Annotated in this window: 21 protein-coding genes and 2 pseudogenes; 9 read left to right on the forward strand and 14 right to left on the reverse strand. The window is 28.3% G+C overall.

All coding sequences use genetic code 11. The features are described 5' to 3' along the window. Nucleotides 1-323: 323 nt before the first annotated feature. Both B3603_RS02455 and yedF read right to left on the reverse strand, forming a co-directional pair. Nucleotides 324-575, reverse strand: a complete 252-nt coding sequence (locus B3603_RS02455) for a DUF3343 domain-containing protein (RefSeq protein ID WP_291560297.1) — start codon at nt 573-575, stop codon at nt 324-326. Between the two features lie 18 nt (nt 576-593). After that, nucleotides 594-1,187, reverse strand: coding sequence for a sulfurtransferase-like selenium metabolism protein YedF (gene yedF, locus B3603_RS02460; RefSeq protein WP_291560299.1), 594 nt, complete (start codon nt 1,185-1,187; stop codon nt 594-596). Between the two features lie 222 nt (nt 1,188-1,409). Between yedF and B3603_RS02465 the strand changes: the two genes are divergently transcribed. Together B3603_RS02465 and yyaC are read left to right on the forward strand one after the other, a co-directional pair. Continuing rightward, a complete protein-coding gene (locus B3603_RS02465) occupies nt 1,410-2,558 on the forward strand; it encodes an aminotransferase class V-fold PLP-dependent enzyme (protein ID WP_291560301.1) in 1,149 nt (382 codons plus the stop codon). A 246-nt stretch (nt 2,559-2,804) separates the two neighbouring features. Further along, nucleotides 2,805-3,419 carry a spore protease YyaC gene (gene yyaC / locus B3603_RS02470; protein ID WP_291560303.1) on the forward strand — a complete coding sequence of 205 codons (615 nt, stop codon included), beginning with the start codon at nt 2,805-2,807 and terminating at the stop codon, nt 3,417-3,419. A gap of 374 nt (nt 3,420-3,793) precedes the next feature. Here yyaC and B3603_RS02475 read toward each other — a convergent pair. From B3603_RS02475 to rpmH, 12 genes and pseudogenes are all read right to left on the reverse strand, one after another. Continuing rightward, nucleotides 3,794-4,281 (reverse strand): annotated as a pseudogene (locus tag B3603_RS02475) (DUF4446 family protein). A gap of 36 nt (nt 4,282-4,317) precedes the next feature. Continuing rightward, on the reverse strand, nt 4,318-5,169 hold the full coding sequence (locus tag B3603_RS02480) for a ParB/RepB/Spo0J family partition protein (RefSeq protein ID WP_291560305.1): 852 nt from the start codon (nt 5,167-5,169) through the stop codon (nt 4,318-4,320). After that, the gene (locus B3603_RS02485) at nt 5,169-5,942 is read right to left on the reverse strand and encodes a ParA family protein (RefSeq protein WP_291560308.1); all 774 of its coding nucleotides are present in this window, start codon (nt 5,940-5,942) and stop codon (nt 5,169-5,171) included. The genes B3603_RS02480 and B3603_RS02485 overlap by 1 nt, the downstream gene beginning before the upstream one ends. Before the next feature lie 347 nt (nt 5,943-6,289). Beyond that, nucleotides 6,290-7,069, reverse strand: coding sequence for a nucleoid occlusion protein (gene noc / locus B3603_RS02490; RefSeq protein ID WP_291560309.1), 780 nt, complete (start codon nt 7,067-7,069; stop codon nt 6,290-6,292). A gap of 111 nt (nt 7,070-7,180) precedes the next feature. Next, entirely contained in the window at nt 7,181-7,900 is a 720-nt protein-coding gene (rsmG, locus tag B3603_RS02495) for a 16S rRNA (guanine(527)-N(7))-methyltransferase RsmG (RefSeq protein ID WP_291560311.1), read from the reverse strand. A 20-nt stretch (nt 7,901-7,920) separates the two neighbouring features. Further along, a complete protein-coding gene (mnmG, locus tag B3603_RS02500; protein ID WP_291560313.1) occupies nt 7,921-9,822 on the reverse strand; it encodes a tRNA uridine-5-carboxymethylaminomethyl(34) synthesis enzyme MnmG in 1,902 nt (633 codons plus the stop codon). 8 nt (nt 9,823-9,830) lie between these two features. Then, nucleotides 9,831-11,207 carry a tRNA uridine-5-carboxymethylaminomethyl(34) synthesis GTPase MnmE gene (mnmE, locus tag B3603_RS02505; RefSeq protein ID WP_291560315.1) on the reverse strand — a complete coding sequence of 459 codons (1,377 nt, stop codon included), beginning with the start codon at nt 11,205-11,207 and terminating at the stop codon, nt 9,831-9,833. A gap of 654 nt (nt 11,208-11,861) precedes the next feature. Then, nucleotides 11,862-12,488, reverse strand: a complete 627-nt coding sequence (gene jag, locus B3603_RS02510; protein ID WP_291560318.1) for an RNA-binding cell elongation regulator Jag/EloR — start codon at nt 12,486-12,488, stop codon at nt 11,862-11,864. A 67-nt stretch (nt 12,489-12,555) separates the two neighbouring features. Then, nucleotides 12,556-13,206: a membrane protein insertase YidC gene (gene yidC / locus B3603_RS02515; protein ID WP_291560320.1), complete on the reverse strand. Its 651-nt coding sequence runs from the start codon at nt 13,204-13,206 to the stop codon at nt 12,556-12,558. A 31-nt stretch (nt 13,207-13,237) separates the two neighbouring features. Next, nucleotides 13,238-13,450 (reverse strand): membrane protein insertion efficiency factor YidD, encoded by a 213-nt coding sequence (gene yidD / locus B3603_RS02520; protein ID WP_396153103.1) that lies wholly within the window; start codon nt 13,448-13,450, stop codon nt 13,238-13,240. Next, complete coding sequence (gene rnpA / locus B3603_RS02525) at nt 13,419-13,784, reverse strand: ribonuclease P protein component (RefSeq protein ID WP_291560322.1); 366 nt, start codon at nt 13,782-13,784, stop codon at nt 13,419-13,421. Before rnpA ends, yidD begins: the two co-directional genes overlap by 32 nt. Before the next feature lie 54 nt (nt 13,785-13,838). After that, nucleotides 13,839-13,973, reverse strand: coding sequence for a 50S ribosomal protein L34 (gene rpmH, locus B3603_RS02530; protein WP_039634440.1), 135 nt, complete (start codon nt 13,971-13,973; stop codon nt 13,839-13,841). A gap of 613 nt (nt 13,974-14,586) precedes the next feature. On the opposite strand from rpmH, the gene dnaA reads away from it, so the two are divergent. From dnaA to gyrA, 7 genes and pseudogenes are all read left to right on the forward strand, one after another. After that, the gene (dnaA, locus tag B3603_RS02535) at nt 14,587-15,936 is read left to right on the forward strand and encodes a chromosomal replication initiator protein DnaA (RefSeq protein ID WP_291560327.1); all 1,350 of its coding nucleotides are present in this window, start codon (nt 14,587-14,589) and stop codon (nt 15,934-15,936) included. A 259-nt stretch (nt 15,937-16,195) separates the two neighbouring features. Next, the gene (dnaN, locus tag B3603_RS02540) at nt 16,196-17,296 is read left to right on the forward strand and encodes a DNA polymerase III subunit beta (RefSeq protein ID WP_291560328.1); all 1,101 of its coding nucleotides are present in this window, start codon (nt 16,196-16,198) and stop codon (nt 17,294-17,296) included. 17 nt (nt 17,297-17,313) lie between these two features. Continuing rightward, a complete protein-coding gene (gene yaaA, locus B3603_RS02545; RefSeq protein ID WP_291560329.1) occupies nt 17,314-17,520 on the forward strand; it encodes a S4 domain-containing protein YaaA in 207 nt (68 codons plus the stop codon). 111 nt (nt 17,521-17,631) lie between these two features. After that, nucleotides 17,632-18,723, forward strand: coding sequence for a DNA replication/repair protein RecF (recF, locus tag B3603_RS02550; RefSeq protein ID WP_291560331.1), 1,092 nt, complete (start codon nt 17,632-17,634; stop codon nt 18,721-18,723). Between the two features lie 19 nt (nt 18,724-18,742). Beyond that, nucleotides 18,743-19,006 carry an extracellular matrix regulator RemB gene (gene remB / locus B3603_RS02555; protein ID WP_039634431.1) on the forward strand — a complete coding sequence of 88 codons (264 nt, stop codon included), beginning with the start codon at nt 18,743-18,745 and terminating at the stop codon, nt 19,004-19,006. Between the two features lie 18 nt (nt 19,007-19,024). Further along, nucleotides 19,025-20,931: pseudogene (gyrB, locus tag B3603_RS02560) on the forward strand (DNA topoisomerase (ATP-hydrolyzing) subunit B). Nucleotides 20,932-20,962: 31 nt separating this feature from the next. Next, on the forward strand, nt 20,963-23,479 hold the full coding sequence (gyrA, locus tag B3603_RS02565) for a DNA gyrase subunit A (protein WP_291560335.1): 2,517 nt from the start codon (nt 20,963-20,965) through the stop codon (nt 23,477-23,479). Nucleotides 23,480-24,002: the final 523 nt, after the last annotated feature.

Below are 24,002 nucleotides of genomic sequence, written 5' to 3' on the forward strand. Positions count from 1 at the left end.
TAATAACTAATGGCTTTTCTATCTTTTTTCTAGAGCTTTATCAATGACATTCATTTATTTAATATTTAGTTAGTACAAAATTTAATGATAGATTTTAATTTTTTATTTTAAAAATTAAAGTCACCATCTAAATTATAAAATTTAAATAGTGACTTTTAACGTATTATATGTATTACACATTGCTTTAAAATAGCTAAGCAGAAATTTTAAATATTTTCTGTTAAAGAACGCTATAAAACCCAGAGATAGTATCACTATCTCTGGGTTTTTATGCAGCAAGCATAAAATATGCCTTAACTGGTTATCTTTGAAGATATGTTATATTAAAATTGTACTTCCGTATAAAAACTATCTTCTTTTTTAAATATACTTTTAACATTAATTTTCTCTTCATTTATCAGTTCTTTAATACCGCTAAATCCATTCTCGTCAACTCTTAAGCTTATTCCACAACTTTTGGTTATATAAGAAGGTGTTGGCATCATTGTTGCCTTAATTTTAGCTTCAACACATCCACTTTCTGCTTTCATAGCTTCATGGGTGTTATTAAATACTAAGATATAATAACTATCCAATAGCTTACCTCCTAAACTTTATAGCTTTATTGTTTTGCTACTATTCATCATCTCTATAATAGCATACATATTTGTTATTTCCCCAACTTGAACTTTATCTTTTATTTTATAGAAATCTAGACATAATCCACAACTATATATACTAACGCCTCTTTCTTTTAGTTTATTAATACTTTCTAAAACTAAAGAACCTTCAACTACTAATTTTACACCACTGTTTAAAAATACTAAATTATTAGGAATTATATCTGCTTCTGAAAGAGCAAATAAGTAACTTTTCATTAAAGCTTCACCTAATGCTTCATCACCATTTCCTAATTTATCACCTGAAACAACAATTGTAAATTTTTCATTACTCTCAAAGCTTTTCTCATTTTTAAAATTTTCTAACTGTCCTTCACCTTTTACAATTGTTATATGATATAAACTATCCTTCTCTGACACATTAACCTCTAAATTTGCATTTTCTGCAAATTTAACAACATTATTTTTTGCAATTTCATTATCGACTATAGTTGTTGCAGCTCCATTTTCAATAGTGTCAAAATATTTTTTAGTATTTACTACAGGTAAAGGACAATTAAGTCCTTTACAATCTATTATATTACTCATCATAATTCCCCCTCTTTATTTTCTAGTTTCATAGAGATTATAACTCTTTAAATATTAATTTATACATTTCCAATTTTATGTTATATTAATATAAAGCTTATAAAAGCTAAATTAATTATATCAAACAAAAGAACTAATGTAATATTTAAAATGTAAATAGATAAAATATTTTAATTAACTTTTTAAATAATGAATATATCTTATTCTTTAGGAGGTCATAGAATGAAAGTTTATTTAGATAATGGTGCAACATCTCATCCTAAACCACAAAACGTATATAATGCTATTCTTAATTATATGACTAAAATTGGTTCTAATGTAGGTAGAGGAGCTTCAAGTTCATCACTTATGGGAAATAAAATAATCTATGAAGCAAGAGAAGCTTTAATGGAATTTTTTAATTTTAATAAAATAGAAAATGTTATTTTTACACCAAATGTTACATACTCACTCAACATGCTAATAAAGGGCTCTGTAAAAAAAGGATGGCATGTTATAACTTCTGTTATGGATCATAATAGTACTTTAAGATCATTACATACATTAAAAGAAAACAATATTATAGAATTAGACATAATAGGTGCTTCACAAAATGGCTTTATAAGTATTGAAGAATTAAAAAATAAAATTAAAAATAATACAAAACTAATTGTCTTATCTCATGCCTCAAATGTAGTAGGAAGTATTCAGCCTTTAGAGGAAATTGGAAGGCTCTGTAAAGAAAGGAATATTTACTTTATAATAGATTCTGCACAAAGTGCAGGAACTATAGATGTTAATTTTGAAAATTTAAATTGTAATGCCTTAGCATTTACAGGTCACAAAAGTTTATTAGGTCCTCAAGGTATCGGTGGCTTTTTAATTGATGATGAATTTAACTCAGAATGTATTTCAATAATTGAAGGTGGTACAGGAAGCCTTTCCTCAAGTGTTAATCAACCACAATTTATGCCTGATAAATTTGAAAGCGGTACTATGAATGCACCAGCTATTGCTGGATTGTTAGCAGGTATTAAATTTATAAATAATGAAGGATTAAATACCATAAAAGAACATGAGGAATATTTAGCAAATAAATTTATTGATGGTTTATTAAATATGAAAGATATAATAATATATGGTCAACAAAATATAGAAAATAGAACTTCAACTATATCATTAAACTCTAAAAAAATTGATAATAGTGAACTAGGATTTATATTAGATTCTGAATATGGCATTATAACTCGTACTGGACTTCATTGTGCTCCACTAGCACATCAAGCAGTAGGTTCTTATCCTAATGGCTCTATTCGTTTTAGTTTTGGATATTTTAATGATTTAAAGGACGTAAATTATACTTTAGATTGTATTAATAAGGTACTTAAATGATTTCTATAACAAATTTAAATAAAATATTAGAATTTGATATTTTAATATATAACTATATACAAATAAGGGAAGCTAAGCTTCCCTTTGTTTTTTATAAATTGTAACAACTATTTATAAAGAATCTAAAATAAAATAGGCTAACATAATAAATAGCTATTTTTTTGAATATACCTAAATAAAAATATATATGAATTTCAAGTATATAACATTCCTATTTTGGTAATAATTACAATAGGAGGGTTGTGTATGGTAAATAAAATGATATTCGATTCTTTATCTCATGATTGTATATATAATATACGTGAAACATTAATAAAAGAAATTATCCCAATAATTAAATCAAATAGAGATATTGTAATTTTATGTATTGGTACTGATAGATCAACCGGTGATAGCCTAGGACCTCTAGTAGGAGAAAAATTAAAATTTTTAATAAGAAATAAAGTTCATATATATGGCAATTTAGAAAATCCTGTTCATGCCAAAAATCTTGTGGAAACAATAGAAAATATTAATACATTGTATCCAAATGCCTTTATTATAGCTGTAGATGCCTCTCTTGGTTCACTATCTAATGTAGGTAAAGTAATCATTGAATCAAAACCTCTAAATCCTGGTTCTGCACTTAATAAAGATTTACCAGCAGTAGGAGATTTAAGTATAACTGGAATAGTAAATATTTCTGGAGCACTTGAATTTATGGTGCTTCAAAATACAAGATTATATATAGTTATGAAATTAGCTGATGTTATAGCTAGTGGGATATATCATTGTATTCTTAAAGCTATAGGTGGTAAAAAGTTTTCTAATATAGAAGATGAAAATGAAATAGATGTTGTTTTAAAAAAGATTGAAATATAGTTAAATCATAGGGTATGTAGTATCCCATAAATTTTCTTAATACTAAGAACTCCTAATTTCCATCTGCTACATACTCTTTTTATTTTATATTTTTTTGCAATTATATTTTTATTAAAAACTTGTCAATATGATAATTTTTGCATTCTATTATAATTGATATTTATCCATAATTTAAAACTATTAATTTTATTTTAAATTAATAGTACTCCAATACTTATTTATTACTAATTACATAAATTAAACTACACTATAAATCATATTTTATGTTTCATGTGAAACAATAATATATGAGAAAGGTTATTAGAGAAAACACTAATAACCTTTTAGCTATTTAATAGAAAATAATTAGTCAAGACTGTAAATATAACTTATTATTAAATTTTAGTATTCATAGCTTGATGTAATGCTCTTTCTTCTTCCTCTGATAAATCATANNTATAGGTTTTGCATATGTAGTACTCTCATTTCTTCCATAAATACTTGTTAGTAATACTCCATTATTATTTGCATCTAAAAAAGCGACCGAATAGCTTAAATCACTACCTATATTTTCAAAAGCTTTATACCTTATAATAGCTACCTTCTGAATACATGATTCAGTTAATGCTCTAGTTGCATTACAAATTTTTATTACTTCGCTATTTTTTTCTTTAATATCATCAATAGAATCAAGGGAATTTAATAATAGTTCTTCAAGATTTTTATTATTAACGCCTCTCATCATTCGTCTATATTTTTTTTCTACTTTATTTAATGATATAAATGCAATAATTAATAATATAATGAATAATGTAACTAATGCTATTAGTCCTAGAGTAATATATAAATGATACTCACTGATAAAGCTTATAATTCTGTCCATTCTCTTCATCCTTCCTTCATTGTTTCATGTGAAACATTATAACTTTAACAAATCTAAAATCCGTTGTAGATCCTCTTCAGAATAATATTCAATTTCTATCTTGCCTTTATTCTTATTTTTAGAGTTTAGACTTACTTTTGTATCAAAATAATTTTCTAATTTACTTTCTAAGTCCTTATAATAAGGATTTAAATTTTTACCAACTCTTTTTTTCTTTTCCATTGAATAGTTTTTTATATACTTTTCAGTTTGTCTTACATTAAGTTCTTCATCTATAACTTTTTGTGAAATTTCATATTGAAGATTTTTATCTTCAATAGCAAGTATAGCTCTTCCATGACCTTCTGAGATTACTCCTTCAATTATATATTGTTGAACTCTATTATCTAAGTTTAATAATCTCATACAGTTAGCAATCGCACTTCTCGATTTAGATATTTTTTTACTTATTTCTTCTTGTGTTAGATTATATTCTTTTATTAATCTTTTATAAGCTAATGCTTCTTCAATAGGATTTAAATCTTCTCTAACTATATTTTCTATAAGAGATATCTCCACAACTTCTTTAGAAGTTAAATCCATAACTATAGATGGAATTTCTTTTAATCCTAGAGTTTTCGCAGCCCGCCATCTTCTTTCTCCTGCTACTATGACATAAGTATCATTTTCTTTTCTTAATATAATAGGTTGTATTACTCCATGCTGTTTTATAGATTCTGAAAGCTCCAGAATTTTATCAGGATCAAAATTTTTCCTTGGTTGTTCTTTATCAGCTCTTATAAGATTCATAGAAATTGTAGTAATAGCTTTTTCATCAAAAACTTCTTCTTCGATGTTTTCTGGAATAAGTGCACTGAGACCTTTCCCTAAAGCAGATTTTTTTACCACTATTTATCACTCCTTTGCTTTGACAAAAATTCTTTTGCCAATTTTTCAAATGCTTCAGCTCCTTTACACTTGTCATCATATAGCATTATTGGTAATCCGAAACTTGGTGATTCAGCTAATCTAATATTTCTAGGAATTGAAGTTTCATAAACTTTATCGCCAAAATACTTTTTAACTTCAGCAACAACTTCATTACTTAGCTTTGTCCTGCTGTCATACATGCTTAAAATAACTCCTTCTATTTGGAGCTTTTTATTTAGAGATTTTTTTATCAACTCAACAGTATTCATAAGCTGTCCTACACCTTCTAAAGCATAAAATTCACATTGAATAGGAATTAACACGCTATCAGATGCAGTTAATGCATTGATAGTTAATAATCCTAATGATGGTGGACAATCTATAAATACATAATCAAAATCTTCTTCTAACTCTTTTATTTTTTTCTTTAAAATCGTTTCTCTGCTAGCCTTGTTAATCAATTCAACCTCTGCACCTGCTAAAGTCATAGTTGACGGTGCTATATAAAAATTATCTACTAACTCACACTTTCTAATTATTTTATTTAATGAGATATCATCAGTTAATACATCATGCATAGATAATTCTAATTTTCTTTTATCAAAACCTAATCCACTTGTAGTATTCCCTTGAGGGTCTATATCTATTGTTAGTATTTTATTTCCATGCATCGCTAAGTAAGAGCAAAGATTAATGTTAGTAGTTGTTTTTCCAACGCCACCCTTTTGATTAAATACACATATAACTTTCATAGCTAATACCCCCATTCTAAAAGCCGCTATGTAATTTGACTTTATATATGTAATTATATATGTATATAAAATACAATAAAAGTCTTATTTAAAATTTTTATATAAATTTCTTATATAAATAGATATTTGTAGTTGTTTTTTCCCATAACTTTACTTCATAAGAATTTATTCTTTGAAAAATACTATAAAAAACTCACATCTTTTATCAAGGTATAATGAAAATAATCTTAATAATTACTTCTATATTTTTATTAATAAGCTATTATAAAATTTTCATAGATTATTTTAAATACATTTATAAATTTAAAAGCAAAAAAGAATGTTTCACATGAAACATTCTTTTATCATTATTTTTTTTGTATAGTAATTGTTACTTGAATACTATCATCTAATTCTTTTGATCTATATTTAGCATCTATTCCGTATTTATCAAATACTTGTTTAATAGTATTTACATATATCTTAGCATTAAATATACCTTTTATTCTTTTCTTTCCATCAGCAGCTATTTCTTGTTGTGATAACTTTAATAATTCTCTATCTATTAACTGCTCTGTTTTACTTACATTTAAACCTTTTTCTATAACCATATCTAGTACAGCTTTCTGAAGATCTAAATCTGGCAATTTAAGTAATGCTCTAGCATGACGCTCTGTTAATTTGTTTTTTATAATTTTATCAGTTAACTCTTTATCTAGCTTGAGTATTCTAAGCTTATTGGCAATTGTTGATTGCTTTTTACCTATTATTTTAGCTAATTGATCTTGAGTATAAGAATGGTCTTGAATTAAGTTGTAATATGCAACTGCCTCCTCATAGAAATTTAAGTCTTCTCTTTGTAGATTTTCTAAAAGAGCAATAGCTGCGGAGTCCTCATCACTTATTTCAATTATTATTGCTGGTACTTCTGTTAACCCTATTTTTTTAGCAGCTCTTAATCTTCTTTCACCTGCTACCAACTCATATGTATTGTCATTATTTTTTCTAACTGATAATGGTTGTATAATTCCGTATGCTTTAATAGATTGAGCTAATTCCTCTATAGTCTCATCATTAAACACTTGTCTTGGTTGATATTTATTTGGTGAAATTAGTTCCGTAGAAATATAAGTTACATTTTTTTCCATAGTAAACCCATCCCTCTATTTTTTTCCTCATATTTACAATTCTCTTTTTATTTTAAAAAACCCTTCTTTTTTTGTGTATTTTTACAAAGAAGTTTATACCATATTTTTACATTATCTTAGTGGATTCTTTGTTACCATACCTGCTTTTCGAGGATATTTTTTAGGAGTCTCCTTAAATTTCTTTATTACTACTAAATTATGATTTAAATCGCTACCTTCTATTGTTACTTCCTCTATTCTTTCGACTTCTCCCCCTAATATTTTCAAAGCATTTTTAGCATCATTCATCTCTTCTTCTATAGCTGGTCCTTTTAAAGCTACAAAATATCCCCCGATTTTTACATATGGAAGACAAAATTCACTTAAAACAGTAAGATTAGCCACTGCTCGAGAAACTACTGCATCAAAATTTTCTCTGCAATTATTTTGTTTTATAAAATCTTCTGCCCTTCCATGTATTGCTTCTATATTTTCAAGTTTTAATTCTCTTATAACTTCATTTAAAAAGTTAATTCTTTTATTTAATGAATCTAAAAGAACCATTTCACATTTTGGATTTATAATTTTCATAGGTATTCCTGGAAATCCTCCACCTGTACCTATATCTATTATTCTTTTAGCTTCTTTTAATTCATCTATTTTAAATACCTTTATAGAGTCAATAAAATGTTTTTTTATTATTTCATCATCTTCTGTAATGGCAGTTAAATTTATTTTTTCATTCCATTCTTTAATCATATCTTTATAGAGCATAAATTTATTATATTTATCTTCATCAAAACTTAAATGTTCGTTATTGCTTGCTTCCTCTAATATATTGTAGTATTTCATGATTATCCCTCCATATATAGCTATTCAGTTTTATTTTCTTCTTGGTTTTTTAATCTATTTCTTTGTTCAAGATAAATCATTAAAACTGAAATATCTGCTGGTGATACTCCTGAAATTCTTGACGCTTGCCCTATATTTACAGGCCTTATTTTATTTAACTTTTGCATTGCCTCAATTCTAAGACCTTTGACTTCATCATAGTTTATATCTTCAGGTAAAAGTTTATTTTCAAATTTTTTAAATTGAGCTATTTGTTCAAGTTGCTTTTCAATATAACCCTCATATTTTGAAATTATATTTACCTGCTCTGTAACCGCATAGGAAAGCTTAGGTCTTTCAGGATCTAATTCTACAACTATATAATAATCAAGTTCTGAACGCTTAATTAACTCATAAAAACTTATAGGCTTTTTAAGTGGAGCTGACCCTTTAGTATCTAGAAACTCTAGTACTTCTTTTTTATTAGTAATTTGAAGATTTTTTAATCTTCTAACCTCATTTTCAATTTGTTCTTTCTTTGTTATGAACTTATTATACCTATCGTCTGTTACGAGCCCTACTTTATATCCCATCTCTGTAAGTCTTAAATCTGCATTATCTTGTCTTAGTAAAAGTCTATACTCTGAACGTGAAGTCATCATTCTATATGGTTCATTAGTACCCTTTGTAATTAAATCATCTATTAATACGCCTATATATGCATCTGAACGTTTTAATATTAATGGCTCTTCTCCTTTTATCTTCAATACAGCATTGATACCAGCTATAATACCTTGACCTGCTGCCTCTTCATATCCTGAACTTCCATTAACTTGACCTGCTGAGAAAAATCCATCTAAATGTTTAAATTCTAATGAGAGCTTTAACTGAGTAGGATCTATACAATCATATTCTATAGCATAAGCTGTTCTCATCATTTCAACATCTTCAAGACCTGGAATAGTCTTAAGCATTTCTATTTGTACATCCTCTGGTAATGAACTACTCATACCTTGAACATACATCTCTTCTGTACCTTCTCCTTCAGGCTCAATAAAAATTTGATGTCTCTCCTTATCTTGAAATCTCATAACTTTATCTTCAATTGATGGACAATATCTAGGTCCTGTACTATGGATTGAACCATTATATAATGGAGATCTATGTATATTTTTCATTATTACTTCATGAGTTTTGTTATTTGTATATGTCAAATAACAATCTACTTGTTCTCTTTCTATATTTTCGCTCATGAAAGAAAAAGGTACAACCTTTTCATCTCCTTTTTGTTCCTCCATCTTAGAAAAATTTACTGAACGTCTATTTATTCTAGCAGGAGTTCCTGTCTTAAATCTCCTTAAAGAAATGCCTAAATCTAATAGGCATTGAGAAAGATGATTTGACGGATAAAGACCACTAGGTCCTTCATTATAACTTATATCACCTACAATTACAGTAGATTTTAGATAGGTTCCTGTGGTCAAAATTAATGCCTTACAAGTAAAATACGCTCCAAATTTTGTTAAGACACCTTTAACCTTGTTATTTTCTACATCTATACTTATAACTTCAAGTTGCTTTAAATATAAATTTTCCTGTTTTTCTACAACATTTTTCATTCTTTCAGAATATCTTTTTTTATCCGCTTGAGCTCTTAAAGAATGGACTGCTGGACCTTTAGAGGTATTCAACATTCGTGATTGAATATAAGTATGATCTATATTTACACCCATTTCTCCGCCTAATGCATCAATTTCTCTAACTAAGTGCCCTTTAGCTGTACCACCAATATTAGGATTACATGGCATAAAAGCAACGCTTTCTAAATTCATAGTACACATTAAAGTCTTGCATCCCATTCTTGCCGTAGCAAGTGCTGCTTCACAGCCTGCATGCCCAGCTCCAATTACTATAACATCAAAATCTCCAGCCAAATATTTCATAAAGTCACCTACTTTCCTAAACAAAATTCTGAAAATATCTTATCAATTATGTTTTCCTCTAAAGTATTTCCTGTTATTTGACCTAAAATTGTCCACGCATCTCTAATATCTATAGACGCTAGATCAATTGCAAATGTATTTTTAAGTGCATCAACAGCACTCTCAATATTTTCTTTAGCTCTAAATAGTGCTTCCTTATGTCTAGTATTAGTTATTATTATATCATTACTAGCTATTTCACCTTTAAAGAAAAGTTCTTTTATACACTCTTTTATCTTTTCAATATTTTCTCCAGTTTTTATGGAAACATTAAATATATAATCAGAATTTAAACCTATTAAATCATCTTTATTTATTTTACCATCTAAATCAATTTTATTTAATAGTACAATGTATTTTTTATCTTTTATATATTCTATAATCTCCTTATCTTCTTCCTCTATAGCTCTACTATTATCTAATATTAATACTATAAGGTCTGCTTCATTTATTTTTTCTTTAGATTTTTCAACACCTATTTTTTCCACTAAATCTTCTGTTTCTCTTATTCCAGCTGTATCAATTATTTTAATAGGTACTCCACTAATATTTATATATTCCTCTATAACATCTCTGGTAGTTCCTGGTACATCCGTAACTATTGCCCTATTCTCCTTTGTTAGTGCATTTAATAATGAGGATTTACCCACATTAGGCTTTCCTGCTATTACCGTATTTAAGCCCTCCCGCAAAATTTTTCCTTCATCAGCTGTATCTAAAAGATTATTTATAGTTAGTAATACTTCATTTAATTTCAAAACTGCCATATCTGCAGTAACTTCTTCTAAATCATCTTCAGGATAATCTACAGTAGCCTCTATGTGAGCAATTGTAGATAAGAGATCATTTCTTAATACTTCTATTTCCTTGGAAATTCCACCCTCACTTTGCATAAGAGCAGATTTCATACTAAGTTCAGTTTTAGCATTTATAATATCTACTATAGCTTCTGCTTGACTTAAATCTATCCTTCCATTTAAAAATGCCCTTTTAGAAAATTCACCCGGTTCAGCCATTCTAGCCCCAGCTTTTAAAACTTCCTGCATAACTCTATTAGTAGCAATTACACCACCATGACAATTTATTTCTACAACATCTTCTGCTGTAAAACTCCTAGGTCCTTTCATATAACTTACAATAACTTCATCTATATGATTTTTATCCTTATCAACAATGTGACCATATCTCATAGTATAAGATTTTATATCATCTAATTCTCTCTTATTTTTTCCTTCAAAAATAGAGCTAACTATTTTAAGAGACTTATCACCTGAAACCCTAATTATAGATACTCCGCCTTCTCCAACAGTAGTGGCAACAGCAGCTATTGTATCAAACTCTTTCATCTGTTCTATACCTCCCTTGGTTTATAGGATTCCTCAATAGAAATTTAATTTATACATGATTTTAATTTCCATAACAAAAATCCTTTTCTATGAATGCGAATTAAGGATGAAAAATGAAGAATTATGGTTAAAGCCTTGGGGGTTTTTTACAATAAATTTTATTTTAAGAAATTCACCTTTAGTGAATTTCTTCCTAAATTCTTCATTCTTAATTATTAATTCTTAATTTCTAANNTTATTTTCCAGAGTATATTTTAAGTTTTCATATTGGATACCTATAAATCTATCCTTAATACATACGTAATATTATCAAACTACTATTTCTTATTTTATCCCAAAATACAAATAAAATAAAAACATTATACTATTTTACTATATTATAAAAAGCATGACAAAGTCATGCTCTAATTACAAATTAAAAGTTAGACAATGAATATTTCTAAATTGATTGTATGATATTATTAATAGCCATCCTGTTGTAATGCTAAACTCTAAAATTTTAAATATGTAAATCTTCTATCAATTTTTATTTAGAGATTAATTAAATATTTTTCTGTAGTTTAATATTTTATTATAAAATATATTATATAAACTTCTCTAATTTATTGAATATCCATTAATCTTATTTTTCCTATAGAACTAAAAAGAAAGCCCTTAGGCTTTCTTTAACTCAATTACTACTCTTCTTTTAGGCTCTTCACCCTCACTATAAGTCTTTACATTTGGGTCATTTTGAAGAGCTGAATGTATTACTCTTCTTTCATATGGGTTCATAGGCTCAAGCTTTAACGTTTTTCCACTTAATTTAACTTTACTCGCCATTTTTCCAGCAAGTCTTTTTAAAGTTTCTTGTCTGTTATATCTGTAATTTTCAGTATCTAGTATAACCCTTTTATACTCTTCATCATGGTCTTTATTTACAACTAAGCTAACTAAATATTGAAGAGAGTCTAGAGTTTCTCCCCTATAACCTATTAAAATTCCCATATTAGGTCCAATTAAGTTAATTTTAATTTCATCATTTTCTTCTTTTACTCTAATTTCAGCTTTCATATTCATTGATTCTAAAACTTCTCTTAAAAAGTTTTTAGCTTCATAAATACGATCTCTCTTAATAGTTACTCTAACTCTTGCAGGCTTAACTCCTATTATATTTAAAAAACCTTTGCTTCCTTCTTCTAATATTTCTACTGTTACTTTATCCTCTGTTAACTTTAATTCTTGTAGTGCATTTTTAATAGCATCATCTGTGGTTTTCCCCGTCATCTCAATACATTTCATTCCCTATGACACCGCCTTTCTAAATTTAATAGGCATATATATTAACTATTTTCTAGTTATAAACATATTACACAACATTTTTCTTAGGCTTTAATGCTAAAGTTTGTGCTAACTGAAGTAAGTTATTTACTACCCAATATAAAACTAAGGCTGCCTGAAAATTCAAACTCATAAATCCAAAAAAAATCGCCATACCAATATTCATTGAAGAAGTTTTCTTTGCCGCTTCACTATTTCCTGCTGGCTGCATAGCCTTAGATGATAGATATGTAGTTATAGTTGATAATATAGGCAATATATAATATGGATCTGGCTTATCTAGAGCTGGAACCCATAAAAATGAAGCTCCCTGATAATTTAATGTACTAAATACATAGAATAATGCAATTAATATAGGGAATTGAATAAGTAATGGTAAACATCCTCCCATTGGGTTTACCCCTTCTTCTTTATAAAGCTTCATAACTTCTTGTTGAGCTCTTTGTGGATCATTTTTGTATTTGTCCTGTATTTCTTTAGCCTTTGGTTGTATCTCAGTCATCTTTACTGAGGACTTAGTTTGTTTAATACTAAGTGGAAGTAAAAATAATTTAACTACAATAGTAAATAATATAATAGTTAAACCAACAGATATATTTTTATCAGTTATACCTGCCGAAATTATATCATATAGAAAATAAAAGAATTTTCCTAAAATTCCTGCTAACCATTCTTTCAAAATAGAACCCTCCTAATTTATAGTGTAGTTATTATTTAACTGGGTCATATCCACCCTCATGAAAAGGATGGCATCGTAATATTCTCTTTATCGCCATATATCCACCTCTTAAAGCACCATATTTTTCTATAGCCTCTATAGCATACTGAGAACAAGTAGGCGTATATATACAACAAGGCCTTTTTAAAGGAGATATGTATTTTCTATAAAAATTAATTAGATTTATTAATATTTTTTTCAACATTGTATAAACCACTTTTTCTGAACAAATCTTTTATAGCGTTTTCTATATCTTTATAATTTTTATCTTTTGAAGCAGCTCTAGCGACAAAAACAAAATCATAACCCTGCTTTAAATTATCTTTATTCAATCTGTAACTTTCACTTATAAGTCTCTTAACTCTACTTCTAATCACACTCTTACCTACTTTTTTACTAACCGAAATTCCTATCCTATTAATATTATTGTTTTTGTAGTTTTTAAAAACATATAATACTAGTACTGAGTTCGAGTAAGACTTTCCTCTTCTATATACTAACCTAAATTCAGGATTCTTTCGTATTCTATCTAACTTCATTATCAACTGCTCCTTTTTTCCTGCAATTGCAGAAAAAGGCCACATTAGCGGCCCTTATGCTGTCAATCTTTTTCTTCCTTTAAGTCTTCTTCTTTGTAAAACATTTCTTCCAGACTTAGTTTTCATTCTTTTTCTGAATCCATGTTCTTTTTTTCTTTGTCTTTTTTTAGGTTGGTATGTCATGAACATGTGCGTACACCCCCTTCTTTCGATTAAATAATTTATAGCAATTATAGTATCACTATTTTATGGTTTTACTATTAGATTATATATTTACAACCTCCTAATGTCAAGATGACTATAATCACAAAAAATCCGAGTTTCTTCTACTTTATTGTTGATATTTTTCAATTATATAATTTACTTTTTGTGGATAACTTCTTGAATACAATATTAGATTTTGATATCATGTAATAAGACCTGTTAATAACTTCTGAATACTTAAAGTTATACACAGCCTGTTGATAACTTTGTGCATAACTTGTTTCTTTTTTATAAAATAGTGGTATTTACTATTATATTTTTGACTTTTTATCTTATTTTATACAATTTTACTTGTTGTGAATAGTTATTTTACTAACACTGTTAATAACTTTTCATATTTTTTATTTTTATAATAAGTTATTAACATGTGAATAATTTTATCTAAAATTGTCAACAACTTTAAATAATAATATTCATCTGTTAATAAAGTTGTTCATTTTTTGTGAGTTATATGTGAAAATTAATTTTTCTATTAATTAATTTTTCTATTAATATATTATAAAAATAAATTCATTAGACTGGAGGATAGGAATAGGAGATGAACACCCAAGTGAAAGAATTATGGGAAAAAACCTTAAACACTCTCAAAGGGGAACTTACGGAAGTTAGCTTTAATACTTGGATAAAGAGTATTGAACCTATATCGCTAGAAAATAGCAATTTAAGATTAGGTGTTCCTAATAATTTCACAAAGGATATATTAGAAAATAGATATAAAGATTTAATTATAAATTCCGTTAAATCTGTTTCTAACAAAACATATAATATTGATTTTTTTATTATATCTGAAGAAGCAATGGAAAAAGACACTTCTAAAAAGCAAGAAGAGCAAAAGCCTACATTAGTAGTAAACGATGAAATGTCAGCTATATTAAATCCTAAGTACACTTTTGATTCTTTCGTTATCGGAAATAGCAATAGATTTGCTCATGCAGCTTCACTAGCGGTTGCGGAATCTCCTGCGAAAGCATACAATCCATTATTTATATATGGAGGAGTTGGACTTGGTAAAACTCACTTAATGCACGCTATTGGCCATTACATACAAAATGTAAATTCAAAATCTAAAGTCGTATATGTATCCTCTGAAAAATTTACTAATGAACTTATAAATTCTATTAAAGATGATAAAAACGTAGAATTTAGAAATAAATATAGAAATGTAGATGTGCTTTTAATTGACGATATTCAATTTATAGCTGGGAAAGAGCGTACGCAGGAAGAATTCTTCCATACTTTTAATGCGCTTTATGAAGCAGATAAACAAATTATATTATCCAGTGATAGACCGCCGAAGGAAATTCCTACGCTAGAGGACAGATTGCGTTCAAGATTTGAATGGGGACTTATTGCAGATATACAAGCACCAGATTTTGAAACAAGAATTGCTATTTTAAAGAAAAAAGCTGATGTAGAAAATTTGAACATCCCTAATGAAGTAATGGTATATATTGCAACTCAAATAAAGTCAAATATTAGAGAGCTTGAAGGAGCACTTATAAGAATAGTAGCTTACTCTTCATTAACTAATAGGGAAATAAACGTAGATTTAGCAACAGAAGCTTTAAAGGATATAATTTCTAGCAGAAATACTAGGCAAATTACAATAGAACTAATTCAAGATATAGTTTCAAGTTATTATAATTTAAAAATAGAAGATTTTAAATCTTCTAGAAGAACTAGAAATGTTGCTTTTCCAAGACAAATAGCTATGTATCTCTCTAGAAAGCTTACTGATACATCTCTTCCTAAAATAGGAGAAGAGTTTGGTGGTAGGGATCACACCACTGTTATCCACGCTTATGAGAAAATATCTCAAAGCTTAAAAAAGGATGAAAACCTACAAAATACAGTAACTGAGCTAACTAAAAAGATTAATCAAAAATAATTAACATCTGTTATTAATAAAATTAATTAACTATGTGGATAAAAAATATAATATAATAAAATTGTTAATATTGTGGATAAATATATTTTTTTCAATGAATTTATCCACAATTATTTTTATCTTATTTTTGAGCTGTTTTATAGGTTTCTAGGGGTTATCCACATACTCACAGCCCCTACTACTATTACTACTAACTTTTTAATATTATCTAAGCTATTCTATACACAACGTAAGTTGTTAATAAGGAGGTTAATAAATAATGAAATTTATAACTGAAAAAAATCTGCTTCAAGAAGCAATATCAAATGTACAAAAAGCCATAACTGGAAAATCCACAATGCAAATATTACAAGGAATATACATTAGTGCGTATAAAAATACATTAACACTTATTGGTTCAGACATAGATGTTTGTATAGAAACAAAAATAGATGTCGAAGTTATAGAAGAGGGTTCTATAGTTATTGATTCTAGACTTTTTGGAGAAATAATAAGAAAACTTCCAAATGCAGAAATTGAAATTACTTCTATAGATGACAATACTATAGAGATAAATTGTCAAAAGTCTTGTGTTAATTTAATACATATGAATGCTACTGATTATCCATTGTTGCCATCTATAGATGAGGATATGATTTTTACCATACCTCAAAAGACTCTTAAAAATATGATAAAAGGTACTATTTTTGCTGCAGCTCAAGATGAAACACGACCAATATTAACGGGAGTTTTGTTTGAGCTTAAAGAAAATAAGCTGAACTTAGTGGCTCTTGATGGTTTTAGAGTTGCCTTTAGAAGTGAAAATGTAGACTATGATTATAATAAAGAAGCTGTAATACCAGGAAAAACATTAAATGAGGTATCAAAAATACTAGAAGATAATGAGGAACCTGTAAAAATAACCTTTACCCCAAACCATATTTTATTTAATTTTGGAAATACTAAAGTTATATCAAGACTTTTAGAAGGGGAATTTATAAAATATAGTTCAATAATTCCTCAAGAATATAAATTAAGAGTTACTGTTAAGAAAGATGAAATTTTAAGTTGTATAGAAAGAGCTTCCCTAATGGCTAAAGATGGAAATACAAATTTAGTAAAATTAGATATTCAAGAAGACACCTTAATAGTGACCTCTAATTCTCAATTGGGAAAAGCAAGAGAAGAAGTTTCTATTTTATTGCAAGGAGAAACTTTAAAAACTGCATTTAACTCAAAATATCTTATTGATATATTTAAAAACATGGATGAAGAGGAAGTTATAATGGAATTATCTAGTGCAGTAAGTCCATGTATTATAAAAAACAAGGATAAAGATAATTGCACATATTTATTGCTTCCAGTTAGAGTTAAATATTAATTAAGGTAAGGTGCGAAATGGTAGAAGTTAAAATAAATACTGAATTCATAAAACTTGATTCATTTTTAAAATTTACTGGTGTCTGTTCACTAGGATCAGAGGCTAAATTCTTCATACAAAATGGAGAAGTTAAAGTCAATGAGAAAGTAGAGGTTCAAAGAGGAAAGAAACTTTATAAGGGATATATAATTGAGTTTCAAGGTGAACAATATAAAGTAGTTTAGCTAACATATATGCACCGAAAAAATCCGGTGCATATTTTTAAATTTTAGCTGTTTAAAGTAAAATTTACACTATTAGCTTATAGTATGTTATAATTTAAGATGGGTGTTTATATGTACGTAAAAAGTTTACTCTTAAAAAATTTTAGAAATTATGATGAACTAAATTTAGATTTTGCAAATGGTACGAATGTATTTATAGGAGATAATGCACAAGGTAAAACCAACGTTTTAGAAGCCCTTTATTATGCAAGTATAGGTAAGTCTCATAGAACAAACAGAGATAAAGAGCTTATAAGATGGAATGAAAATGAGGCTTACATAAAGGTTGATATCGGAAAAATTAGACTTGATAAAAAGATTGAAATAAAAATCTTTAAAGAGGGTAAAAAAGGAATTAATGTTAATTCTATAAAAATTAACAAATTATCAGAACTTATGGGTATACTAAATATAGTTATGTTTTCTCCAGAAGATTTAAACATAATAAAAGATTCACCATCTTATAGACGAAAATTTATGGACATAGAGCTTTGTAAGCTTGATGGAAAATATTATTATAACTTATTAGCTTATAAAAAGATTCTTAATGAGCGAAATTCAGTTCTTAAAAAATTTAGCAGTAATACGGACATATTAGATATATATGATTATAAGCTTAGTGAGTATGGAGAATACATAGTAAAAAAAAGATTACAGTATATTGAAAAATTAAATATAAAAGGTAAAATTATACATAAAGAAATAACTTTAGATAAAGAAATAATAGAATTTAAATATTTAATGCAATTAAAAGGTAATGATATAAAAAGTGAACTTTATGATTCATTAACCAAAAATAGAAAAAAAGATTTTGAAAGAAAAACCACCTCTGTAGGCCCTCATAGAGACGATTTTTTAGTTTTAATAAACGATATGGATGTTAAGACCTATGGCTCACAAGGTCAACAAAGAACTTCTGTACTTTCCATTAAGTTTGCATCACTTCACATAATTAAAGAGTTAACAGGAGAGTATCCGCTTTTATTATTAGACGACGTTTTATCAGAGTTAGATACTAAAAGGCAGGAATACATTTTAAACTCTATAAGTGATGTGCAAACTTTAATCACATGTACAGGAATAAGTAATATTGAGAAACATTTGAATAAAACTAATAATGTAAAAATATTTAAGGTCTCAAGTGGAAAAATAACAAAGCTGTAGCATGTTAAGGAGGATAACCATGTTTCTACATTTAGGAGAAAATGTAGTGGTTCCTGTAAAAGACGTAATAGCAATTTTCGATATGGAAGCCACTATGTATAGTTCGGATACAATTCAATTTATAAGGATGGCAGAGGAAGACGGATTTGTAGAGCGAATAACCAAAGAAAAACCTAAATCTTTTGTTATAGCTGAAGTTAATAAGAAAAGTAAGGTTTATTTATCTCCTATTTCTTCAGCCACCTTATGTAAAAGAACAGACATTGTATATTGTGAGCTTTAATTAGTTAGGAGGATATACATGAATAATAATCAAAACTATGATGAAAATCAGATACAAGTGTTAGAAGGACTTGAAGCTGTTAGAAAAAGACCTGGTATGTACATTGGTAGCACAAGTGCTAGAGGACTTCATCATCTAGTATATGAAATAGTTGATAACAGTATTGATGAAGCAACTGTAGGGGCTTGTAGCAATATATATGTTACAATTCACGAAGACAATTCAATTACTGTAATTGATGATGGTAGAGGTATGCCTGTAGGTATACATCCTAAGTTAAAGATACCAACAGTTGAAGTTATAATGACAGTGCTTCATGCTGGGGGTAAATTTGGTGGTGGCGGATACAAAGCATCTGGAGGGTTACATGGAGTTGGAGCTTCTGTAGTTAATGCTCTATCGGAAATATGTGAGGTTGAAGTTAAAAGAGATGGACATATTTGGAGACAAAGATTTTCAAGAGGGAAAGTTGTAACTCCACTTGAAAAAATTGGTGATACTGAAGAACATGGAACAAAAACTTACTTTAAACCTGATGAAGGAATCTTTGATGAAGTAGATTTTGACTATGAAACTTTATCTCAAAGATTAAGAGAATTAGCATTTTTAAATAAAGGTATAAGAATAACCTTAAATGATGAAAGAGAAGATAAAAGTCATGAGTTCCACTATGAAGGTGGAATTAAATCCTTTGTTGAATACTTAAATAGAAATAAAGGAAAAGTACACAATGAACCTATCTATATAGAGGGTACGAAGGATGAGTGTATAGTTGAAATAGCACTTCAATATAATGATACCTATAATGAGAATTTATTTTCTTTTGCCAACAATATAGATACTATTGAAGGAGGAACCCATTTAGTAGGGTTTAAAACTGCGCTAACAAGAGTTTTAAATGATTATGCTAAAAGGTTTGGATTCTTAAAGGAAAATGACAAAAATTTAGGTGGAGAAGATGTAAGAGAAGGACTTACAGCAGTTATATCTGTTAAAGTAACAGATCCTCAATTTGAAGGCCAAACAAAAACTAAACTAGGTAATAGTGAAATTAGAGGTGTGGTTGAAGCTATAGTTGCTGAAGCCATAAGCAATTTTCTAGAGGAAAACCCTGCTGTAGGAAAAAGTATTATAGATAAAGGTTTAAACGCTGCAAGAGCAAGAGAAGCAGCGAAAAAAGCAAGGGAACTTACAAGAAGGAAGACTGCACTTGAAAGTACTTCATTACCTGGTAAACTTGCAGATTGTTCTTCAAAAGATCCAGTAGAATGTGAAATATATATAGTCGAGGGAGATTCTGCTGGTGGTTCAGCTAAGCAAGGAAGAGATAGAGGATTTCAAGCTATTTTACCTTTAAGAGGAAAGATAATAAATATAGAAAAGCAACGTCTTGACAAAGTTCTTAATTCTGAGGAAATAAGAAATATGGTCACTGCTTTTGGAGCAGGAATAGCTAAAGACTTTGAAGTATCTAAATTAAGATATCATAAAATTATTATAATGACAGATGCTGACGTTGATGGAGCTCATATAAGAACATTGCTTCTTACGTTCTTCTATAGATATATGAGGGAATTAGTAGAACAAGGACATGTTTATATAGCTCAGCCCCCTCTATATAAAGTTAAAAAGGGTAAAAATGAGTATTACACTTATAGTGATGAAGAATTAGAAGAAATTCTAGATCAAGTAGGTGGAAAAGATAGTAATACAGATATTCAATANNTAAAGGTCTTGGAGAGATGAATCCAGAACAGCTTTGGGATACAACTATGAATCCTGAAAAAAGAACATTATTAAAAGTTACAGTAGAAGATGCTATGGCTGCAGATGAAATCTTCACTATTCTTATGGGAGATAAGGTAGAACCTCGTAGGGAATTTATACAAGAAAACGCTAAGAAGGTTAGCAATTTAGATATATAGTATTTTAGAAAAATAAGGTGAGGTGAAACATATGAATAGGGAAGAAAATATATTACCCATAGATATAAGACACGAAATGAAAAATTCCTATATTAGTTATGCCATGAGTGTTATTGTTGGTCGTGCTCTTCCTGATGTAAGAGATGGATTAAAACCAGTACATAGAAGAATACTTTATTCTATGCATGAACTTGGTATAACACCAGAAAAAGGATATAGAAAATGTGCAAGAATTGTTGGAGATGTTTTAGGTAAGTATCACCCACATGGTGATTCTTCTGTTTATGATGCTTTAGTTAGAATGGCACAGGACTTCTCTATTAGGTATACATTAGTTGATGGACACGGTAACTTTGGTTCTGTTGATGGTGATAGAGCAGCAGCAATGAGATATACAGAGGCAAAGATGAGCAAGATTACTCTTCAAATGCTTAGAGATATTAATAAAAATACTGTTGACTTTATTCCAAACTTTGATGGTGAAGAGCAAGAGCCATCTGTACTTCCATCAAGATTTCCTAATCTTTTAGTTAATGGTTCATCAGGTATAGCTGTTGGTATGGCAACTAATATACCTCCTCATAATTTAAAAGAGGTTATAGATGGAGTTATAATGGTAATAGACAATGAAGATGTTACTATTACTGAGCTTATGAGCAGTATAAAAGGACCAGATTTCCCTACAGCAGGTATAATTTTAGGAAGAGCTGGAATTAAAAGTGCTTATGAAACAGGTAGAGGAAAAGTAGTAGTTAGATCAAAATCAGAGATAGAGGAGCATAATGGACGTAATAGAATTATAGTTTCAGAGCTTCCTTATCAAGTAAATAAAGCAAATTTAATAGAGAATATAGCAGAATTAGTTAAGGACAAAAAAATAGATGGTATCTCAGACCTTAGAGATGAATCAGATAGAGAAGGTATGAGAATTGTTATAGAATTAAAAAGAGATGCTAATGCTAATATTGTTTTAAATAGACTTTATAAGCATACTAAGATGCAAGATACTTTTGGTATTATAATGCTTGCGTTAGTAGATGGCGAACCTCAAATATTAAATTTAAAACAAATTTTAGTTCATTATTTAAACCATCAAAAAATGGTAATAAGAAGAAGAACTGAATTTGATTTAGATAAAGCTCAAGCTAGAGCTCATATTTTAGAAGGCTTAAGAATTGCACTAGATCACATAGATGAAGTAATTTCTTTAATTAGATCATCTAAAACTGGTCAAGAAGCTAAAGAAGGCCTTATGGCCAAATTTGGTCTTTCTGAGAAACAATCTCAAGCTATATTAGATATGAGGCTTCAAAGACTTACAGGATTAGAACGTGAAAAGATTGAAGAAGAATATAGTGAGCTTATGAAAACAATACAGTACTTAAAATCTATACTTGAAAATGAAGAAGTTCTTTTAGGAATAATAAAAGAAGAACTTATAGAAGTTAGGAATAAGTATGGAGATGAAAGAAGGACAGCTATTGAAAAAAATCCATATAGCATAGATGAAGAAGATTTAATAGCAGAAGAAGATGTTGTAATAACATTAACTCATGCAGGGTATATTAAGAGACTTCCTATAGATACTTATAATGCTCAAAAAAGAGGTGGAAGAGGAATTCAAGGGGTTACTACAAAAGAGGATGATTTCGTAGAACATATCTTTATAACCTCAACTCATAATAACCTGATATTCTTCACTAATAGAGGTAAGGCTTATAAATTAAAAGCTTATGAAATACCAGAGGGTAGTAGAACAGCAAAGGGTACTAACCTTATAAATATACTCCCATTAGAAAATAATGAAACAATTCAAGCAGTTATATCATTAAAAACTTTTGAAGCGGACAATTATCTTGTGATGGGAACTAAAGAAGGGGTAGTAAAGAAAACCTCTCTTGATAAGTATGCATCTATAAGAAGAAATGGATTGATTGCAATAAACTTAAGAGAAGAAGATGAACTTATAGGTGCCACTATCACAACTGGAGATAGTGAAATAATTTTTGTTACTAAACAAGGTTATTCTATAAGATTTAATGAAAAAGATGCTAGAGAAATGGGAAGAACCACTACAGGGGTTAAGGCAATAACTTTAAGAGAAGAAGATATTGTAGTTTCAATGGTAGTTGTTAAAGAAAATGAAGAGCTTTTAGTTATAAGTGAAAAAGGTTTTGGTAAGAGAACAGATATATCAGAGTACACATTGCAACGTAGAGGCGGAAAAGGTATAAAAACTTATAGGGTAACTGAAAAAACAGGTTATGTAGTAGGTGCAAGAATAGTTAAAGATGCAGATGAATTAATGTTAATTAATAGTGACGGTATAATAATAAGATTAAACGTTGCAGATATATCTACTACAAGCAGAAATACTATGGGTGTAACTCTTATGAAGACAGGTGAAGATGTAAATATTGTTGCTATGGCAAAAATAAATTATACTGATTCAAGTGATGAAGATATTTCTGGTGAAGAATCAGAAGAAAATGTAAATGAAGTAGAAGAAATGAATCAGAGTTTAGAGCAAACAGAGAATGAAGAATAATTAAAAGACTGAGGTTTTATGCCTTAGTCTTTTTTTATTAAAGAATCTTAAGAAATAGCATAATAATATTTAAATAATTATTCTTAGATTCATAAGTAGTTAATTCATGAATTTTTTATAAAATAATTTATGAAATACTTTAAAAATCAACGGATTAATAACTTTTATTTATAATAAAAAATGCTGATAAATTGTTGTTATTGGCTTTAAATTCTTAATTATTTAAGTATACTTTTCCTGGCGTATCAATAAAAGAAATACAGCAAAATAAGAAGAATAAAGAAGAATAGTTAATATGGTTTGATTAAACAATGTATTTTAACTTTAACGAATCATTTTAATTTAGATATAATAATCCTTGTCCCTAAGAGCTGCAAAAACAAATCTTAGTGATGGGGTTTAGTTTTTATTAAAAACAGTTAAACAAATTTAAAAAAACTTTTAAAAAACTGTTGACAAGGAAAAACAAACCTGATAGAATAGTAAGAGTCGTCAGGTGATGACGGTAAAAATTACTAAATAA

The sequence above is a fragment of the Clostridium sp. UBA2485 genome, from assembly GCF_002341865.1.
Classification (GTDB): domain Bacteria; phylum Bacillota; class Clostridia; order Clostridiales; family Clostridiaceae; genus Clostridium_J.

Excerpts from the sequence above, each read along its gene's own strand:
- yedF (WP_291560299.1), bottom strand. The coding sequence starts at position 1,187 with ATGAGTAATATAATAGATTGTAAAGGACTTAATTGTCCTTTACCTGTA.
- B3603_RS02465 (WP_291560301.1), top strand. The coding sequence starts at position 1,410 with ATGAAAGTTTATTTAGATAATGGTGCAACATCTCATCCTAAACCACAA.
- yyaC (WP_291560303.1), top strand. The coding sequence starts at position 2,805 with ATGGTAAATAAAATGATATTCGATTCTTTATCTCATGATTGTATATAT.
- B3603_RS02485 (WP_291560308.1), bottom strand. The coding sequence starts at position 5,942 with ATGAAAGTTATATGTGTATTTAATCAAAAGGGTGGCGTTGGAAAAACA.
- noc (WP_291560309.1), bottom strand. The coding sequence starts at position 7,069 with ATGGAAAAAAATGTAACTTATATTTCTACGGAACTAATTTCACCAAAT.
- rsmG (WP_291560311.1), bottom strand. The coding sequence starts at position 7,900 with ATGAAATACTACAATATATTAGAGGAAGCAAGCAATAACGAACATTTA.
- mnmG (WP_291560313.1), bottom strand. The coding sequence starts at position 9,822 with ATGAAATATTTGGCTGGAGATTTTGATGTTATAGTAATTGGAGCTGGG.
- mnmE (WP_291560315.1), bottom strand. The coding sequence starts at position 11,207 with ATGAAAGAGTTTGATACAATAGCTGCTGTTGCCACTACTGTTGGAGAA.
- jag (WP_291560318.1), bottom strand. The coding sequence starts at position 12,488 with ATGAAATGTATTGAGATGACGGGGAAAACCACAGATGATGCTATTAAA.
- yidD (WP_396153103.1), bottom strand. The coding sequence starts at position 13,450 with ATGTTGAAAAAAATATTAATAAATCTAATTAATTTTTATAGAAAATAC.
- rnpA (WP_291560322.1), bottom strand. The coding sequence starts at position 13,784 with ATGAAGTTAGATAGAATACGAAAGAATCCTGAATTTAGGTTAGTATAT.
- rpmH (WP_039634440.1), bottom strand. The coding sequence starts at position 13,973 with ATGTTCATGACATACCAACCTAAAAAAAGACAAAGAAAAAAAGAACAT.
- dnaA (WP_291560327.1), top strand. The coding sequence starts at position 14,587 with ATGAACACCCAAGTGAAAGAATTATGGGAAAAAACCTTAAACACTCTC.
- dnaN (WP_291560328.1), top strand. The coding sequence starts at position 16,196 with ATGAAATTTATAACTGAAAAAAATCTGCTTCAAGAAGCAATATCAAAT.
- yaaA (WP_291560329.1), top strand. The coding sequence starts at position 17,314 with ATGGTAGAAGTTAAAATAAATACTGAATTCATAAAACTTGATTCATTT.
- recF (WP_291560331.1), top strand. The coding sequence starts at position 17,632 with ATGTACGTAAAAAGTTTACTCTTAAAAAATTTTAGAAATTATGATGAA.
- remB (WP_039634431.1), top strand. The coding sequence starts at position 18,743 with ATGTTTCTACATTTAGGAGAAAATGTAGTGGTTCCTGTAAAAGACGTA.
- gyrA (WP_291560335.1), top strand. The coding sequence starts at position 20,963 with ATGAATAGGGAAGAAAATATATTACCCATAGATATAAGACACGAAATG.